This is a genomic window from Aquamicrobium lusatiense (assembly GCF_014201615.1).
Classification (GTDB): Bacteria; Pseudomonadota; Alphaproteobacteria; order Rhizobiales; family Rhizobiaceae; genus Mesorhizobium; species Mesorhizobium lusatiense.
On record NZ_JACHEU010000001.1, the window covers coordinates 1,413,930 to 1,430,719 of the forward strand.

Genomic DNA, 16,790 nt, shown 5'->3' on the forward strand with positions numbered 1-16,790 from the left:
CCACTGTGCCGGGGCGCGTGCCTGTTTCGGACGAAGGCGGAAACAGGCAGATGCCTTGGGCTACAGCGATCTAAACATCATTCGCAGGTGCGGGGGACATGTGAAAACGACATCGCCTCGTCGCAGGACGACAGGCGATGTCGCGTGATTACGCCGTCGTTCGGGCTTAATCCCAGGCGAGCGCGCCGCCGTTCTGATATTCGATGACGCGGGTCTCGAAGAAGTTCTTTTCCTTCTTCAGATCCATCGCCTCGCTCATCCACGGGAACGGATTTTCGGTTTCCGCGAACACCGGGGCAAGGCCGATCTGGGCGCAGCGGCGGTTGGCGATGAAGTGCATGTACTGCTCGCACAGCGCCGCATTGAGGCCGAGGAAGCCGCGCGGCATCGTATCGCGGCCATAGGCGGCTTCCAGTTCGGCGGCGTCCGAAATCATGCCGCGCACCTCATCCTGGAACTCCTTCGTCCACAGATGCGGGTTTTCCAGCTTGATCTGGTTGATGACGTCGATGCCGAAGTTCAGATGGATCGATTCGTCGCGCAGGATGTACTGATACTGCTCGGCGATGCCCACCATCTTGTTGCGGCGGCCAAGCGACAGGATCTGCGCGAAGCCGGTGTAGAACCACATGCCCTCGAAGATGACGTAGAAGGCGACGAGATCGCGCAGGAACGACTGGTCGGCTTCCGGCGTGCCGGTCTTGAAGTCGGGGTTGTCGAGGTTCTGGGTGTGCTTGAGCGCCCACGCCGCCTTGTCGGTGATCGACGGCACCTCGCGGTACATGTTGAACAGCTCGCCCTCGTCGAGCGCGAGGCTTTCCACTATGTACTGGAAGGTGTGGGTGTGGATCGCCTCCTCGAAGGCCTGACGCAGCAGATACTGGCGGCATTCGGGGTTGGTGAGGTGACGGTAGATGGCCAGCACGATGTTGTTGGCGACCAGCGATTCGGAGGCGGCGAAGAAGCCGAGATTGCGCTTGAGCATGCGCCGCTCGTCTTCGGTCAGCCCGTCCTTCGACTTCCAGAGCGCGATGTCGGCCTGCATGGAGACCTCGGTCGGCATCCAGTGGTTGTTGCAGCCGGCGAGATACTTTTCCCACGCCCAGCGATATTTCAGCGGCAGAAGCTGGTTCACGTCGGCGCGCGCATTGATCATGCGCTTTTCATCGACGGTGACGCGCGCCGCACCACGCTCGATCTCGCCAAGCCCGGTGGCGTCGCCGGCAGGCGCATCCTTGCCCGGAAGCGGGATGGAAGGGTTGTTTTTGGGTTCGGACCAGTCGAGCATCTTATTTCTCCGGAAAGGCTTGGCGCACCCCATTCCTGACGCTTCAGGTGTCGGCATAGGCCGGTCGGGATCGCATGAATGGTGAGGCACAGGATGGGGTCACATCACCCCATCCCGTCCTGTCGGCTTTGTCCTCCCCGACCGGGGAGGGCAGGGGCCTGCTTACTGGCAGGCTTCGCAGTCGGGATCGTCGATGGCACAGGCCTTGCCCCATGCCGCACTTGGGTCGACCACGATGGGCGTCGCGGCTTCCGCTGCAGCCATGCTGGCCGGCGAAACGGCGTTGAGCTTGCCGTCGGTGCCCTTGAGCGTCGACTTCTCGACATGGGTGGCCGAGCGCGAACGCAGGTAATAGGTGGTCTTGAGGCCCTTCTTCCATGCGAAGCGGTAAAGCTCGTCCAGCTTCTTGCCGCTCGGATTGGCGATGTAGAGGTTGAGCGACTGGGCCTGGTCGATCCACTTCTGGCGGCGCGAGGCAGCCTCGATCAGCCACGAGGAATCGATCTCGAAGGCGGTTGCGTAGAGCGCCTTGAGGTCGTCGGGGATGCGGTCGATCTGGCCCACCGATCCGTCGAAATACTTCATGTCGGAGACCATCACCTCGTCCCACAGGCCGCGCGCCTTGAGGTCGTGGACGAGCTGTGCGTTCACCACGGTGAAGTCGCCGGACATGTTCGATTTGACGAACAGGTTCTGGTAGGCCGGCTCGATCGACTGCGCCACGCCGCAGATGTTGGAGATCGTCGCCGTCGGCGCGATCGCCATGGTGTTGGAGTTGCGCATGCCGGTTTCCTTCACCCGCTCGCGCAGGCTCGCCCAGTCGAGGGTGAAGGTGGAATCCATGTCCACGCCGGGGCGCGCTTCTTCCAGCAGCCTGATGGAGTCGATCGGCAGGATGCCCTTCGACCACAGCGATCCCTCGAAGCTCGGATAGCGGCCGCGCTCGGCGGCGAGATCCACCGAAGCGGAGATGGCGTGGTAGCTGATCGCTTCCATCGAGCGGTCGGCGAATTCGACAGCCCCTTCCGAAGCATAGGGAATGCGCATCGCCTGCAACGCGTCCTGGAAGCCCATCAGGCCAAGGCCGACCGGGCGGTGGCGCAGGTTCGAGGCGCGCGCTTCGGGGATGGTGTAGAAGTTGATGTCGATAACGTTGTCGAGCATGCGCATCGCCGTGCCCACGGTCCGGGCGAGGCGGTCGAGGTCGAGACCCTGCTCGGACACATGATTGGCAAGGTTGATCGAACCCAGATTGCACACGGCAACCTCGTCCTTCGACGTGTTGAGGGTAATTTCCGTGCACAGGTTGGAGGAGTGCACCACACCGACATGGCCCTGCGGCGAACGGATGTTGCACGGATCCTTGAACGTGACCCACGGATGCCCGGTCTCGAACAGCATGGTCAGCATCTTGCGCCACAGGTCGAGCGCGCGAATCTTGCGCCAGACCCGCAGTTCGCCGGCCGCGGCCCTGGCCTCATAGGCTTCATAGGCGTTACGGAAGGCCGTGCCGTAAAGGTCGTGCAGGTCCGGAACCTCGTCGGGCGAGAACAGCGTCCACTCGCCGTCGGCCTCGACGCGCTCCATGAACAGGTCCGGCACCCAGTTGGCCGTGTTCATGTCATGGGTGCGGCGGCGGTCGTCGCCGGTATTCTTGCGCAGGTCGAGGAATTCCTCGATGTCGACATGCCATGTTTCCAGATAGGCGCAGACCGCGCCCTTGCGCTTGCCGCCCTGATTGACGGCGATGGCGGTGTCGTTGGCCACCTTCAGGAACGGCACCACGCCCTGGCTCTCGCCGTTGGTGCCCTTGATGTGGGCGCCGAGGCCACGCACCGGCGTCCAGTCATTGCCGAGGCCGCCGGAATATTTGGCGAGCAGCGCATTGTCCTTCACGCCCTTGAAGATGGCGTCGAGGTCGTCGCCGATGGTGGTCAGGAAGCAGGACGAAAGCTGCGGCCTGAGCGTACCCGAGTTGAACAGGGTCGGCGTCGAGCACATGAAGTCGAAGGACGACAACAGGTTGTAGAACTCGATGGCGCGCGCCTCGCGGTCGATCTCACGGGCGGCGAGGCCCATGGCGACGCGCATGAAGAACGCCTGCGGCAGTTCGAAGCGCTTGCCCCTGGTGTGCAGGAAATAGCGGTCGTAAAGCGTTTGCAGGCCCAGATACTGGAAGTTCAGGTCGCGTTCGGCCTTGAGGGCGGCGCCGATGCGCTTGAGGTCGAAACGCCCGAGTTCGGGATCGATCAGGTCGGCCTCGATGCCGGTGCGGATGAATTCCGGGAAATAGGTCGCATAGCGCTCGGCCATGTCGGCCTGCGTGGCCTGCTCGGAGCGGCCGGTGACGAAGCTCAGCGCCTCGCGGCGAAGCCGGTCGAGCAGCAGGCGGGCGGAAACGAAGCTGTAGTTGGGCTCGGTCTCGACCAGCGTGCGCGCGGCAAGGATCGGCGCCAGCGACAGTTCGTCCTCGGTGATGCCGTCATAGAGATTGCGCAGCGCCTCGTTGAGGATCGGCTGCGGGGAGACAGCCTCCAGCCCTTCGCAGGCTTCCTCGACGATGCGGCGGAAACGGGCTTCGTCCAGCGCAACCTTTTCGCCGGTGGCGCGGGTGACGTGGAGCGACGGCGCGGCGGATTCAGGAGCGGCGGCTTTGGCGGCCGCACGCTCGCGGGCGCGCTCTTCGCGATAGAGCACATAGGCGCGGGCGACCTTGTGGTGCTCCGAGCGCATCAGCGCCAGTTCCACCTGATCCTGCACGTCTTCAATGTGGAAGGTGCGGCCTTCGCCGATGCGGCGGGTGAGGTTGCCCACGACCTGCTCGGTCAGGTCCTTGACCACGTCGTGCACGCGGCGCGAGCCGGCCGCCACCGAGCCTTCGACAGCCAGGAACGCCTTGGTCAGCGCAACGGTGATCTTGGTCGGATCGAAGGGCGTGACCGATCCGTTGCGACGGATGATGCGGTAGCCGGGCTCCGTCGGGGTCCGGGCTTCGTTTTCGATGGAAGGTGGAACCGCATCGGTCCCGTTCGTCTGGAGTGCAGTGGTCGCCGGCATCTTATCCCCGTGGCGCTGTGGACGGGGGAACTGACGGCAACGCATGCCCGATGGCGTGGCTCAGGCCACGTGGGCAAGCGCACCTCCGGGACACCCCGCCCGAGTTTCGTGCAGTATCACGGCAGGTCTCCTGGCTCACGGCTCATCGTCGCTGTCCGGCCTTCCCGGTGCCTGAAACGCACCAGTGACACGAAAAGGGACAACGACTCACCGTTTACAGTTGCGGGGGCAGCGTCGGATTTCCTCGCAAGGGCACCGACTTCCCTCTTAGCCCTCCAGATCCATATTGGCGCTGAAAGGAACCATGATGGCTACATTTAGTATCAGGAGCCGTTCTGGTGTCAACAGGTTGATTTTGAATTTGATGGATGAATTTATCTTATGCCCACAATCCAAAGGCTGCCTGTGCACAAAGTCTTCATCGGAAGTTTTTTGCCGGACCGGGCAGGCGGCGGCATTCCTGACGCATTTTGATGCCGTCCGGAACTCCCTGCCGACGAGAAACACGGGTATAACCACAGGAAGATGCGGCGGCGGAAACCGATCCGCCGCCGGCTGGTATCAGATCGCTTCCAGATAGGTCTCGAATTCGAAATTGTTGACCCTCAGGGCAAAGGTCTCCAGTTCCTGCTTTTTGCACGCGACGAGGGAGCCGCGCAGCGCGTCCGGAAAGATCTCCGCGACGAGGTTTCCGTTTTCGAAGCTGGCAATCGCCGAGGCCCAGTCGGGCGGCAACTTGGTCATGTCGCGTTCGTAAACATCGGTTGTCGCCGGTTCCCCGGGGTTCAGCTGCTTCTCGATGCCGATGAGCGCCGCCCCCAATATGGCAGCCAGCACAAGATATGGATTTGCATCGGCCCCGGCCACGCGATGCTCGATGCGGCGTGCTGCGTTTGGACCGCCGGGGATGCGGATCGCGACCATACGGTTCTCATAGCCCCAGGCAACGGCGGTTGGCGCATGCGAGTTCGGACGCAAGCGGCGGAACGAGTTGAAGTGCGGGGCAAACACCAGTGTGCTTTCCGCCATGGCGGCGAGCTGTCCACCCACCGCATGGCGCAATATGTCGGAGCCGCGCGGCGTGCCGTCATCGAAGACGTTGTTGCCGTCTTCATCGAGCAGGCTGAAATGGACATGAAACCCGCTGCCGGAACGCTTGCCATAGGGCTTCGCCATGAAGGAGGCGATGAAGCCGTGGTTGCGCGCGATGCCCTTGACGGTTCGCTTGAAGAGTATCGCGTCGTCGGCGGCGCGCAGTGCGTCGGGAACATGGTTGAGATTGATCTCGAACTGGCCGACGCCGTTCTCGGCAATGGCCGAGTCGACGGGAATGTCCTGTAGGCGGCAGGCCTCGTAGACTTCGTGCAGGAAACCTTCGAAGTCGTCGATCTCATCGATGGAAAGGGCCGCGTCGGAATCGAGCCGGCGGCCGGTGATCGGCGAGACCGGGCCGCGCGGGCGGGCAGGCTTCGGGTCGACCAGATAGAATTCCAGCTCGGTGGCGACGACCGGCGTCAGCTTCAGCGCCTTGTAGCGGTCGAGAATGCGGGCCAGCGCCCGGCGCGGATCGCCAAGGAAGGGCGCGCCGCTTTCATCGGACAGCCAGAGCGGAATGAGTGCGGTGGGATGGGCGGTCCAGTCCATCGGCAGGATGCCGCGACCGGTCCACTGGCAGATGCCATCGGCGTCGCCGGTCGAGAAGACCAGCTTGTTGCCGACGATGTCCTCGCCCCAGACGTCGACCCCGCACACCGAGTAGGGCATGCGCAACTTGCCTTCCAGTGCCTTGGCAGCCTGATCGACGGGTATGCGCTTGCCGCGCATGATGCCGTTCAGGTCGCACACAGCGGCCCTCAGGCTGTGGATGTCAGGCCGGCTCTTCAGCCAGTCCAGCACCTCCCTGATCGCTTCACTCAATTGATACCTCCGGGTTGGTTGAACATAGGGGTGGCGACGCGCGCGGCTTTTCGGAAGCCACGCGCGTTCGGGCCGGGCATTGCACCGGCAGAATGGATTGCAATGAAAGAATGAGCGGGGTGGTGCTGCGTGCGCGCACCGTTTGTGGCTGGCGGTCGGCCCGACCGATGTGTCCTGTTCCCAGGAATTTTGATTCGTCCCCGTTGAAGCTGCAGGAGACCTGCCGGGACGAGAATGATGAAATGCGGCCCGTGGCTTCCCCCGGCCCTGTATTCCGGGCCATTCAGGAACACACTACCCGGCGGCAACAGCCTTGCCAAGCCGGGTCAGGAAAGCTCGACCTGTCAGCTCTTCTTGCGGGCGCGGCCGGCGAACGGGTTGTCGGAGGTGCGCAGCGCCACGCGGATCGGCACCCCGGGCATGTCGAAGGCCTCGCGCAGATTGTTGATCAGATAGCGCACATAGGACTGCGGCATGGCTTCCGGCCGCGAGCAGGAAACGACGAAGCCCGGCGGGCGGGTCTTGGCCTGCGTGACATATTTGACCTTCAGCCGGCGTCCGGCCACGGCGGGCGGCGGATGATGGGCGAGGATGCCTTCCAGCCAGCGGTTCAGCCTGCCGGTGGAGACGCGGCTGTTCCACACCTTGTGGGTGCGCTCCACCGCTTCCATCAGCTTGTCGAGGCCGCGCCCGGTTTCTGCCGAAACCGGAACCGCCTGAATGCCGCGCACCTGCGGCAGCAGTCGCTCGGTCTTCTCGCGCAGTTCCGCCAGCAGCTGCTGGGGATTGTCGATCAGGTCCCACTTGTTGAAGGCGATGACCGGCGCGCGTCCCTCGCGGATGATGAGGTCGGCGATCTGCAAATCCTGCTTTTCGAAGGGAATGGTGGCGTCTAGCACGATGATGACGATCTCGGCGAAGCGGATGGCGCGCAGGCCATCGGCCACGGAAAGCTTTTCAAGCTTCTCCTGCACCTTTGCCTTGCGGCGCATGCCGGCCGTGTCGAACAGCTTCATCTGCCGTCCGCGCCACTCCCAGTCGACGGAGATGGAATCGCGGGTGATGCCCGCTTCCGGCCCGGTCAGCAGACGTTCCTCGCCGATCAGCGCGTTGATGAGCGTCGACTTGCCTGCATTGGGGCGACCGACCACGGCGATGCGCAGCGGCTTGCTTTCATCATAGGCCGGCGCATCGGCTTCGGGGTCGGCGATGTCCTCGCCGATCAGCACTTCGCTGGCGGCAGGTATCCCGTCGTCCTCGTCTTCGTCCTTGCCGAAGGCGCGTTCCTTGCCCAGCGCCTCGACCACGGCATCGCGCAGGTCCGGCATGCCGACGCCGTGCTCGGCCGAGACCGGCACGGGTTCGCCGAGGCCGAGTTCCCACGCCTCCAGCAATCCGCCCTGAGCGCCGCGCGCTTCGGCCTTGTTAGCAACCAGCACCACCGGCTTGCCGGAGCGGCGCACCACATCGGCGAAAGTGCGGTCGTCGGGCATCAGCCCTGCCTTGGCATCGACCACGAAAAAGATGACATCGGCCTCGTCGATGGCGATCTCGGTCTGGGCGCGCATGCGGCCGGGCAGGGTGGCTGCCGGCGCATCCTCGAAACCGGCCGTGTCGATCACCTCGAAGGCAAGGTCGTAGAGCTTGGCGGCATGGGTGCGGCGATCGCGGGTTACGCCCGGCGTGTCGTCGACAAGCGCCAGCCTGCGCCCGGCCAGACGGTTGAAGAGCGTGGACTTGCCGACGTTAGGCCGGCCGATGATTGCGGCTTTGAAGCTCATGTCTCACGACGCATCGCCCGAACCGCGGATCAGTTCGGACATCAGGGTAGCGCGCTGGCGGATGTTCTGCGGCGCCTGCTCATCGTCGACGATCTGGTCGAACAGCTTGAGCGCGTCGGCGGACTTGCCTTCCTTCCAGGCTGCAAGACCAAGCGCCTCGCGGGCGGAATGGCGCAGCGCATTGCCATCCACGGCGAGCGCCTCGACACGGGCGGACACGTCGGCATAGGAGCCGGTGTCGACCAGAAGAAGGGCGGCGCGCAGCTTCGCCATGTCGCGCAGGCCAAGCGGAATGGCGCTGTCGGCGGATACGGCATCGAGTTCGGTGACGGCGGCAGCCACATCGCCGCTGTCGGCCTTGAAGGTGGCGGCGCGCAGACGCGCCAGAACCGGATAGGCCCCGTAGCCATCCTTCTGGATTTCCGCGAGCGCGGCCAGCGCTTCCTCCTGCTTGCCTTCATTGGCAAGGGTAAGCGCCTGCGAGAAGGCATCGCCCGAACGGTTGGCGCGGCTTTCGTCCCAGTGGCGGTAGCCGACAAAGGCCGAGGTTGCGAGAACGACCAGAATGGCGATGGCGATCAGGATCGGGCCGAACCGGTCCCAGACGGCCTTTGCCTGTTCCTTGCGGATCTCTTCATTGACTTCGCGGATAAAGCTGTCGTCGGCCATTCACTCAAAACCGTTTCTTGCCGCCGTGGCGGTGCGTTCGCCTGCGTTTTAGCTGAAATTCCCCGGCATGGAAGGGGCAAGCCTCAAATTCGCTCCGAGCCCCGGCCGGACCGCTGCTTTTCATGGACGGGACCTGCCGACAATAAGCCGGAAAAATGAAGGCAGAATTATGCGACCTTGTTCAGCGGGGGAGCCGCCGACGACGCGATGCCCGCCGCGACGACAAGCACGGCAGCGGCCAGCAGGGAGGCGGACACATAATTCCCAGACCACTCGACCAGCAGTCCCGAAACCAGCGGTCCGATGATCTGGCCGAGCCCGAAGGAGGCGGTCATGATGGCAAAGACGCGCCGGGGCGCCTGCGGCGCAAGCTGGCGCGCCGCCTGCAGGCCGAGCGCCGTCTGGGCCATGAAGGTAGCGCCCAGCAATATGCCGCCGGCAAGCGGTCCCGCTCGACCCGAGATCATGACGCTTGCCGCCACGCCGATCGCTTCCAGGATGCAGGAAAGGGCATAGGCTTTATAGATCGAAGAGCGCCGGGCGAAGCTCTGCCAGAGGAAGAGCGAAGGAACGGCGGCAACGCCGGTTGCCAGCCAAACCAGTGCTTCGAACACGCGCGTTTCGCCGTTCTGGCGCACGATGGCGACGAGAAAGGTGGCGGTGATCACATAGCCGAAGCCGAACAACCCGTAGGAAAGGATGATCTTGTAAAGGGCCGCATCCCGGGGGAGTGGCAGCTCGCGGCCGGAACCGCCGCTGCCGGCCGGGCCTTCATTTGCGAGGAAGGCAACGAGAACCAGACCGGCAAAAGAAATCGCGCCGGACCAGTACCATCCCGCCGTCCAGTCCGCCTGTGTCGTCGCCAGCGCCACCATCAGCAGCGACGAAATGGCGATGCCGGTCCCCACGCCGCTGAAATGCAGGGATTGCAGCTCGTTGCGGCCACTCTTCGCCAGATGGCTGAAGACGATGCTGGCCATGAACACCATGGTCATGGCGCTGACGGCACCGGCCAGAAAGCGGATGACGATGAAAGAACCTATTCCGCTGACCAGCCCCATTGCCGCTGCAAGCAGCGCATTGAGCGCAAGGCTTGCCAGTGCGACAGCGCGCTCGCGTCCCTGCGCCCAGCCGCCCGCAGCCACCAGTGCCCCGACCAGATAGCCGACATAATTGGCGGAGGCGATCAGGCCCGCATCGGATGCCGACAGGCCGAGCCCGTCCATCATGCCGGGCAGGATCGGGGTGTAGACGAACCGGCCGATGCCCATGGCAACGGCAAGCGCAATCGTTCCGGCAAGGGCGAATCGGACGGGGGAGGCGGATGCGGCGTTCATGGCGCCCACAATATTTGCGCTTGCCAGCGATACAATCCGGCTTTCGTTGGGCCAGATGCGCACCATGCCCGCACAAGGCTGGAAAGCCATTGGCTACGGGTCTATCTATAGATTTCGACGCAACTGATCTTCAGGATTTTCCACCCATGACTGCACATGCCCCCTCGCTTTCGGCCGCCGGCGATTTTTCAGGCGTCATCGATCCGGTGAAGCTCGACCGGCTGGCCGAGGTGGCGATCAAAGTGGGCCTTCAGCTTCAGCCGGGGCAGGATCTGGTGCTGACCTCCTCGATTGCCGCCCTGCCGCTGACGCGCCGTATCGTAGAGCAGGCCTACAAGGCGGGCGCCGGTCTGGTGACGCCGATCTTCTCCGATGACGAGATCACGCTCGCCCGCTTCCGCTATGGCTCGGATGCCAGCTTCGACCGTGCCGCCGGCTGGCTGCATGAGGGCATGGCCAGGGCTTATGCGCAGAATGCTGCCCGCCTTGCCGTGCGCGGCGACAACCCTTCGCTCCTGTCGGGGCAGGACCCGGCGAAAGTGGCCCGCGCCAACAAGGCCAACTCCACCGCCTACCAGCCGGCGCTGGAAAAGATCACCGGCTTCGACATCAACTGGACCATCCTTGCCTATCCGGAAGTGGAATGGGCGCGGCAGGTGTTTCCGGGCGTGTCCGACGAGGTGGCCGTCGGCAAGCTGGCCGAAGCCATCTTCGCGGCGAGCCGCGTTGACAATGACGATCCGGTCGCAGCATGGCGGGAGCATAACGCGGCGCTGGCAAAGCGCACCGAGTGGCTGAACGGCCACCGCTTCCATTCTCTGCATTTCACCGGCCCGGGCACTGATCTGACGCTTGGCCTTGCCGACGGGCATGAATGGATGGGCGGGGCTTCCACCGCAAAGAACGGCGTTACCTGCAATCCCAATATCCCGACCGAGGAAGTGTTCACCACGCCGCACCGCCTGCGCGTTTCCGGCCATGTTTCCTCGACCAAGCCTCTGTCCTATCAGGGCACGCTGATCGACGATATTTCGGTGCGCTTCGAGGAAGGGCGCATCGTCGAGGCCACGGCGTCGAAGGGCGCGGACGTTCTCAACAAGGTTCTGGATACGGACGAGGGCGCGCGCCGGCTGGGCGAGGTGGCGCTGGTGCCGCATTCCTCCCCGATCTCGAAGAGCGGCATTCTCTTCTATAATACGCTGTTCGATGAGAATGCCTCCTGCCACATCGCGCTTGGCCAGTGCTACTCCAAGTGCTTTGTCGGCGGTGACAAGCTCACGCCGGACGAGGTTGCCGCAAAGGGTGGCAACAAGAGCCTTATCCACATCGACTGGATGATCGGCTCCGACAAGGTCGACATCGATGGCGTTCATGAAGATGGCCGCAGGGTGCCGGTGATGCGCGCCGGCGAGTGGGCCTGAAATCGACATGCCTGAGCTGGCCGTCAAGCGCGTGTACGAGCCCGTCGCGGAAAGCGACGGGCGGCGCGTTCTGGTCGACCGGCTCTGGCCGCGGGGCCTGAGCAAGGAAAAGGCGCATCTCGACCTGTGGCTGAAGGATGTCGCGCCGAGCGACGAACTGCGTCACTGGTTCGGTCATGATCCTGAACGCTGGCCGGAATTTCAGAAGCGCCACAGAGCCGAGCTTCACGGCAAGCCGGATGCCCTTGCCGAGTTGCGTGCCCTGATGGCCAAAGGCAAGGTCACGCTTCTGTTCGCCGCCCATGACGCGGAGCACAACAACGCCGTCGCGCTGGCTGCGTATCTCCGGGAAACCTGAAGCTTTTCTCGGAGGTCCGGGAATCCGGTCGGAACCTTGCCTGCAAAGGCTGTCGGGCGTTATCCGCCTATGCCTTCACCTCTGCCGCGTAAATATCGGGCTTGAAGCCGACCAGAACTTTCTTGCCCATGTCCAGCACCGGGCGCTTGATCATGGTGGGATGATTGAGCAGCAGCGCCTTGACCTTGTCTTCGCTGAGATCCTGCTTGTCGGCGTCAGAAAGGCCGCGAAACGTCGTGCTGGCCTTGTTGAGCAGGACCGGCCAGCCGACTTTGCCGATCCAGCCTTCCAGTGTGCCCTCGTCCAGCCCGTCGGCGCGGAAATCATGGAAGGTATAGGCGATGCCCTGACCTTCCAGCCAGTTCCGCGCCTTTTTGATCGTGTCGCAATTGGGGATGCCGTACATGGTGATCGTCAATCGACTGTCCTCGCGCTGAAATGACTGCCCGGACTGAAGCCGATTCGTGCCGGCTTGTCAGGTTGGATTTGTGACAGGAAATCCTGCTCCGTTAACCGCCCATCAAGGTTAATGCATCATTTTCGATTCCAGTGAGTTCTGTAGCGTTCTGGAGAGTTTCCGTGCATCGACGTGTCGTGAAGCGGCCGCTGGCCGCCGCCGGTGGCAGGCAAGGTTCGTTCATCGCTCCCCTGCTCGTCGGACTGGGTATCTGGGTTGGATTCCCGACCGTTACCGCTTTTCAGGATATGACCAGCCTCGTTTCCGGTCTCGACGCCAATGCGCGCTGGAACGCCTATATAGAGAAGTCTGTCGTCGGCTCGACGCAGGCAGCTGAAATGCCTTTCCAGGCTTCCGCTGCTTCGGCGGTTTCCGCAGCCTCCCTTGCAGGGTCGGGGGTGGCGCTGCCGGGTGTCGGCAAAGTGGCCTTCCGCTCCAAGAACGGCATCATCGAGGAAGTCCCGGATGAGGACCGCGTGGTGCGTCAGGGCAAAGGCAGCCGTCTGGTCAAGATCGCGCCGGTAGCTCCGCCTAAAAACTTCAACGCAGGGTCCATCTTCGAGCGCACGTCGTCGCTGATGCTGCGCAAGAGCCTTGATGGCGGCATGAAGATGGCTTTTGCCAAGCCGAAGATCAAAGGCAAGGAAGTACAGATCGCTTCCGCTTTCCACCTGCGCGAGGAGCCGAAGGCAACGCCGGGCGTCTCGAGCATGCTGGCCAGCCTCGTCAACAACGACAAGCCGGATATTCTGGCCACCGCCTATGCGCCGGCCACTGTCGATTACGCCAAATCCTCGCCGTTCAAGGCGCTTTTGCAGGAAGAGGAGCCCGGTGGCGGGCGCTTCATTCCGCCGATGGGCAAGGGCGACCATGCCTGGATGCGCAATCCGCTGCCGGCTTCCGTGTTCTCCAGGGCTGAGCAGAAGTGTCTCGCCAACGCCATCTATTTCGAAGCGCGCAGCGAATCCGTGCGCGGGCAGGCCGCCGTGGCGCAGGTCGTTCTCAACCGGGTCCGCAATCCGACCTATCCGGCCTCGATCTGCGGCGTCGTCTATCAGAACGACCACTGGCTCAACCGCTGTCAGTTTTCCTTTGCCTGCGATGGCCGCAAGAAGCGCGTGACCGAGCCGCGCCACTACAAGGTTGCCGAAGAAATCGCTCTTGCGGTTACGGCGGGCAAGATCTTCCTGCCTGAAGTGGGATCGTCCACCCATTACTACGCCAGCTATGTCAGCCCCGGCTGGGCCAGAAGCATGAAGAGGATGACCAAGATCGGCCTTCATATCTTCTATCGCACCTATGGCGGTGGCTGGAGCTGATACCTCGCGAAGTGGCGGCGTGAAGGGGGAGATTCTCCCTTCCTTGTGGGTGCGAGCCGACGGGCACGATGTCGCATCTGGCTAAGATGCTGATTTTACAAGCATAATACTTTGCTTTTGAAAACTCCCACGTGGCTTGACGGGCGGGAGGGCTCTAACTATGTTGCGCGCCAACTGGATGCAGACCGACGGCGGACTTTCGGCCGGGCAGGGAGGTTACGATGGCCGGCAACAATGGGCCAGACGGAACCGGAGAGACCGGCCCCCGGAATGACCGCAAAGGCGACATCCGCGACGACGAACTTGAACGCCGTCGGCGTGAGCTTGGGGCATCTCTGGCAGCACGGCATCCGAAGGCGATCGAGGGGGAAGACAACGCGCAAGCGGGCGGTTCGACTGGTTACGGCCAGGCGTTCAAGCTGTCCAGCGAGTTCATCGCCGGTGTGGTGGTGGGTATAGCGATTGGCTGGATGGTTGACCATCTTGCCGGGACATCGCCTTGGGGGCTGATTGTTTTCCTGCTTGTCGGTTTTGCGGCTGGCGTTCTGAACGTTCTGCGTTCGGCCGGCATGGTGGCCGGTTTCGGACAGACGAAGTCCGGGTCCGGACCCAAAGATTTAAAGTAAGCGCGCTTCGGGCGCGAAGGCAATGAGAAAGGCCGGAAACGGCCGTATGAGGACTGAACGTGGCAGCTGCTGACAAGGTCGACCCGATCCACCAGTTCCATATCAACAAGATCGTTCCGATCGAAATCGGCGGATATGATCTTTCGTTCACCAATTCGTCGCTGTTCATGTTGGTGACGGTTCTGGTGGCGTCGGCATTCCTTTATCTCGCCACTGCCGGACGCCATCTGGTGCCGACGCGCTGGCAGTCTTCCGCCGAACTGACCTACGAATTCATCGCCAACATGCTTAAGGATTCCGCCGGAACCCAGGGCATGCGCTTCTTCCCGTTCGTGTTCTCGCTGTTCATGTTCATTCTGGTGGCGAACCTGCTCGGGCTGTTCCCCTATTTCTTCACCGTCACCAGTCACATCATCGTCACTTTCGCCCTGTCGGTTCTGGTGATTGGCGTGGTGCTGGTCTACGGTCTCGCCAAGCACGGCTTCGGCTTCTTCAAGCTGTTCGCGCCGAGCGGCGTTCCCGCAATCCTGATCCCGCTGGTTGCGATCATCGAGGTCGTGTCGTTCCTGTCGCGCCCCGTCAGCCTCTCCGTGCGTCTGTTCGCCAACATGCTGGCCGGCCACATCACGCTGAAGGTGTTCGCGGGCTTTATCGTATCGCTGAGCGCCCTTGGTGGCGTCGGCGTTGCCGGTGCGGTTCTGCCGCTGATCATGACCGTTGCGATCACCGGTCTCGAAGTGCTGGTTGCATGTCTGCAGGCCTACGTGTTTGCGATCCTGACCTGCATGTATCTCAACGACGCCCTGCATCCGGGGCATTGACGAAATCGCTCGCAGACGGTCTGCGTCGACGAAACCTGAAAAGCCATTCCACAAGGAGTTGAAGAAATGGAAGCTGAAGCAGCAAAGTACATCGGTGCCGGTATCGCGTGCCTTGGCATGGGCGGCGCGGCCATTGGCCTCGGCAACATCTTCTCGAGCTATCTGGGCGGCGCGCTGCGCAACCCGTCCGCCGCTGACGGTCAGTTCGGCCGCCTGGTGTTCGGCTTCGCCGTGACGGAAGCTCTGGGCATCTTCTCGCTGCTCATCGCCCTTCTGGCGCTGTTCGGCTGATTTGCCTTTGAATGGGGCCGCGCCGCAAACCGGCCGGCCCGAATGACAGGGACGAAAGATGTTCGTGACACCAGCCTACGGGCAAGAAACGGCGCCTGCGGATCAGGGCGCGACCGAGACAGGCATTGTGATCGGGACGGAAGTTCCGCACGAGGCTGTCGAGGAAGGTCTGTTTCCGCCCTTCAATCCTGAGAGCTTCGCCTCGCAGATTGTCTGGCTGGCCATCACCTTCGGTCTTTTCTACCTGTTCCTGAAGCGGGTTGCGATGCCGCGTCTTGCCGGCATCGTCGAGACGCGCTCCGGCAAGATTGCCAGCGATCTCGATCAGGCCGCGAAAATGAAGGAAGAGGCGGACGCTGCGGTGGCCGCCTACGAACAGGAATTGGCCGAGGCCCGCGCCGGCGCGATGGCCATCGGCCAGCAGGCCCGCGATGCGGCGGAGGCTGAAGCCGATGCCGCCCGCAAGAAGGTTGAGGCCGAGCTCGACAAGAAGCTGGCGGAATCGGAGGCCCACATCTCTTCGATCAAGTCCAGCGCCATGAAGGATGTCGGCTCCATCGCTGAATCCACGGCTTCCGCCATCATCGAGCAGCTCGTCGGCAAGGCCGACAAGGCCGGTGTGGCTGCCGCCGTCAAATCCGTCGCCGGTTGAGGGCACAGACTATGGACGCAACATCTCTCGCCACAGTCTGGGCTACCGTCGCACTGGTGATTTTCATCGCTCTGTGCATCTACATCAAGGTGCCGGGCATGGTTTCCAAGGCGCTCGATCAGCGCGCCGAACGCATCCGCAACGAGCTTGAAGAGGCAAAGCGCCTGCGTGAGGAAGCACAGGCTCTGCTGGCCGAGTATCAGGCCAAACGCAAGGCCGCCGAGCTGGAAGCCTCCGAGATCGTCGACGTCGCGAAACGCGAGGCCGCCGCTCTTGCCGAGGATGCCAGGCGCAAGACGGAAGATTATGTCGCACGCCGCACCGCCATGGCCGAGCAGAAGATCGCTCAGGCCGAACGCGATGCCGTGAGCGAAGTGCGCGCCAGCGCAGTCGAGCTTGCCGTCGAAGCCGCCCGCAAGGTGCTGGCCGACAAGGCCGATGCGAAGGCCGACGCTGATTTGTTCAGGAAGTCTGTTGAGGAAGTGAAGGCCCGGCTCAACTGAGCAAGGTTCGTTCCTGAAAGAATTGAAAGCCGCCGGGGAGACCCGGCGGCTTTTTCTTTTGAGCAAGCGGCATGGGCGCACAGAGGCCGGCGCCACTCCATTGACTTTGGCCAGTAGCATTGAGGCACAGAAGCGCCCAGCTTCAATCACCCTGTTCGACACGTCATTGTCGGAAATGGCGCGTTCACGGTTGGGCGAAACAGTCAAAAAGCTTGCAGTGCGCGTTCGGCAAAGCGCGAGGCGGCTTGTATTCGGTTCGTCGGCAAGGCCGGGATGGAGCAGACCCGAAAGCC

Annotated in this window: 15 protein-coding genes and 1 riboswitch; of the genes, 8 read left to right on the forward strand and 7 right to left on the reverse strand. The window is 62.9% G+C overall.

The window, feature by feature from the left end:
• Positions 1-166: 166 nt before the first annotated feature.
• The 6 genes from HNR59_RS06770 to HNR59_RS06795 all read right to left on the reverse strand — a co-directional run bounded on the left by HNR59_RS06770 (position 167) and on the right by HNR59_RS06795 (position 10,049).
• Complete coding sequence (locus tag HNR59_RS06770; protein WP_183827692.1) at positions 167-1,288, reverse strand: ribonucleotide-diphosphate reductase subunit beta; 1,122 nt, start codon at positions 1,286-1,288, stop codon at positions 167-169.
• Between the two features lie 162 nt (positions 1,289-1,450).
• Complete coding sequence (locus HNR59_RS06775) at positions 1,451-4,345, reverse strand: ribonucleoside-diphosphate reductase subunit alpha (protein WP_183827694.1); 2,895 nt, start codon at positions 4,343-4,345, stop codon at positions 1,451-1,453.
• 103 nt (positions 4,346-4,448) lie between these two features.
• Positions 4,449-4,667: riboswitch (cobalamin riboswitch) on the reverse strand.
• A 239-nt stretch (positions 4,668-4,906) separates the two neighbouring features.
• Entirely contained in the window at positions 4,907-6,262 is a 1,356-nt protein-coding gene (locus HNR59_RS06780; RefSeq protein WP_183827697.1) for a glutamine synthetase family protein, read from the reverse strand.
• A 344-nt stretch (positions 6,263-6,606) separates the two neighbouring features.
• Positions 6,607-8,043, reverse strand: coding sequence for a ribosome biogenesis GTPase Der (der, locus tag HNR59_RS06785; protein WP_183827700.1), 1,437 nt, complete (start codon positions 8,041-8,043; stop codon positions 6,607-6,609).
• Between the two features lie 3 nt (positions 8,044-8,046).
• The gene (locus HNR59_RS06790) at positions 8,047-8,712 is read right to left on the reverse strand and encodes a tetratricopeptide repeat protein (protein WP_183827703.1); all 666 of its coding nucleotides are present in this window, start codon (positions 8,710-8,712) and stop codon (positions 8,047-8,049) included.
• A gap of 167 nt (positions 8,713-8,879) precedes the next feature.
• Complete coding sequence (locus HNR59_RS06795; RefSeq protein ID WP_183827706.1) at positions 8,880-10,049, reverse strand: YbfB/YjiJ family MFS transporter; 1,170 nt, start codon at positions 10,047-10,049, stop codon at positions 8,880-8,882.
• Between the two features lie 146 nt (positions 10,050-10,195).
• Here HNR59_RS06795 and HNR59_RS06800 point away from each other — a divergent pair, with 146 nt between their 5' ends.
• Positions 10,196-11,470 (forward strand): aminopeptidase, encoded by a 1,275-nt coding sequence (locus tag HNR59_RS06800; protein ID WP_183827709.1) that lies wholly within the window; start codon positions 10,196-10,198, stop codon positions 11,468-11,470.
• 7 nt (positions 11,471-11,477) lie between these two features.
• On the forward strand, positions 11,478-11,828 hold the full coding sequence (locus HNR59_RS06805) for a DUF488 domain-containing protein (protein ID WP_183827714.1): 351 nt from the start codon (positions 11,478-11,480) through the stop codon (positions 11,826-11,828).
• A gap of 67 nt (positions 11,829-11,895) precedes the next feature.
• Here HNR59_RS06805 and HNR59_RS06810 read toward each other — a convergent pair whose 3' ends face one another.
• Positions 11,896-12,246: an ArsC family reductase gene (locus HNR59_RS06810; RefSeq protein WP_183827717.1), complete on the reverse strand. Its 351-nt coding sequence runs from the start codon at positions 12,244-12,246 to the stop codon at positions 11,896-11,898.
• 161 nt (positions 12,247-12,407) lie between these two features.
• On the opposite strand from HNR59_RS06810, the gene HNR59_RS06815 reads away from it, so the two are divergent.
• From HNR59_RS06815 to HNR59_RS06840, 6 genes are all read left to right on the forward strand, one after another.
• Positions 12,408-13,604, forward strand: a complete 1,197-nt coding sequence (locus HNR59_RS06815) for a cell wall hydrolase (protein ID WP_183827720.1) — start codon at positions 12,408-12,410, stop codon at positions 13,602-13,604.
• 221 nt (positions 13,605-13,825) lie between these two features.
• On the forward strand, positions 13,826-14,230 hold the full coding sequence (locus tag HNR59_RS06820) for an AtpZ/AtpI family protein (RefSeq protein WP_183827723.1): 405 nt from the start codon (positions 13,826-13,828) through the stop codon (positions 14,228-14,230).
• Positions 14,231-14,289: 59 nt separating this feature from the next.
• Positions 14,290-15,051: a F0F1 ATP synthase subunit A gene (locus tag HNR59_RS06825; RefSeq protein ID WP_183827726.1), complete on the forward strand. Its 762-nt coding sequence runs from the start codon at positions 14,290-14,292 to the stop codon at positions 15,049-15,051.
• A 66-nt stretch (positions 15,052-15,117) separates the two neighbouring features.
• Positions 15,118-15,342, forward strand: coding sequence for a F0F1 ATP synthase subunit C (locus HNR59_RS06830; RefSeq protein ID WP_035024691.1), 225 nt, complete (start codon positions 15,118-15,120; stop codon positions 15,340-15,342).
• A 58-nt stretch (positions 15,343-15,400) separates the two neighbouring features.
• Entirely contained in the window at positions 15,401-15,994 is a 594-nt protein-coding gene (locus HNR59_RS06835) for a F0F1 ATP synthase subunit B (RefSeq protein WP_183827729.1), read from the forward strand.
• An 11-nt stretch (positions 15,995-16,005) separates the two neighbouring features.
• The gene (locus HNR59_RS06840; RefSeq protein ID WP_183827732.1) at positions 16,006-16,497 is read left to right on the forward strand and encodes a F0F1 ATP synthase subunit B; all 492 of its coding nucleotides are present in this window, start codon (positions 16,006-16,008) and stop codon (positions 16,495-16,497) included.
• The last annotated feature ends 293 nt before the right edge of the window (positions 16,498-16,790 follow it).

Excerpts from the sequence above, each read along its gene's own strand:
- HNR59_RS06800 (WP_183827709.1), top strand. The coding sequence starts at position 10,196 with ATGACTGCACATGCCCCCTCGCTTTCGGCCGCCGGCGATTTTTCAGGC.
- HNR59_RS06820 (WP_183827723.1), top strand. The coding sequence starts at position 13,826 with ATGGCCGGCAACAATGGGCCAGACGGAACCGGAGAGACCGGCCCCCGG.
- HNR59_RS06790 (WP_183827703.1), bottom strand. The coding sequence starts at position 8,712 with ATGGCCGACGACAGCTTTATCCGCGAAGTCAATGAAGAGATCCGCAAG.
- HNR59_RS06805 (WP_183827714.1), top strand. The coding sequence starts at position 11,478 with ATGCCTGAGCTGGCCGTCAAGCGCGTGTACGAGCCCGTCGCGGAAAGC.
- HNR59_RS06840 (WP_183827732.1), top strand. The coding sequence starts at position 16,006 with ATGGACGCAACATCTCTCGCCACAGTCTGGGCTACCGTCGCACTGGTG.
- HNR59_RS06770 (WP_183827692.1), bottom strand. The coding sequence starts at position 1,288 with ATGCTCGACTGGTCCGAACCCAAAAACAACCCTTCCATCCCGCTTCCG.
- HNR59_RS06835 (WP_183827729.1), top strand. The coding sequence starts at position 15,401 with ATGTTCGTGACACCAGCCTACGGGCAAGAAACGGCGCCTGCGGATCAG.
- HNR59_RS06830 (WP_035024691.1), top strand. The coding sequence starts at position 15,118 with ATGGAAGCTGAAGCAGCAAAGTACATCGGTGCCGGTATCGCGTGCCTT.
- HNR59_RS06775 (WP_183827694.1), bottom strand. The coding sequence starts at position 4,345 with ATGCCGGCGACCACTGCACTCCAGACGAACGGGACCGATGCGGTTCCA.
- HNR59_RS06795 (WP_183827706.1), bottom strand. The coding sequence starts at position 10,049 with ATGAACGCCGCATCCGCCTCCCCCGTCCGATTCGCCCTTGCCGGAACG.
- der (WP_183827700.1), bottom strand. The coding sequence starts at position 8,043 with ATGAGCTTCAAAGCCGCAATCATCGGCCGGCCTAACGTCGGCAAGTCC.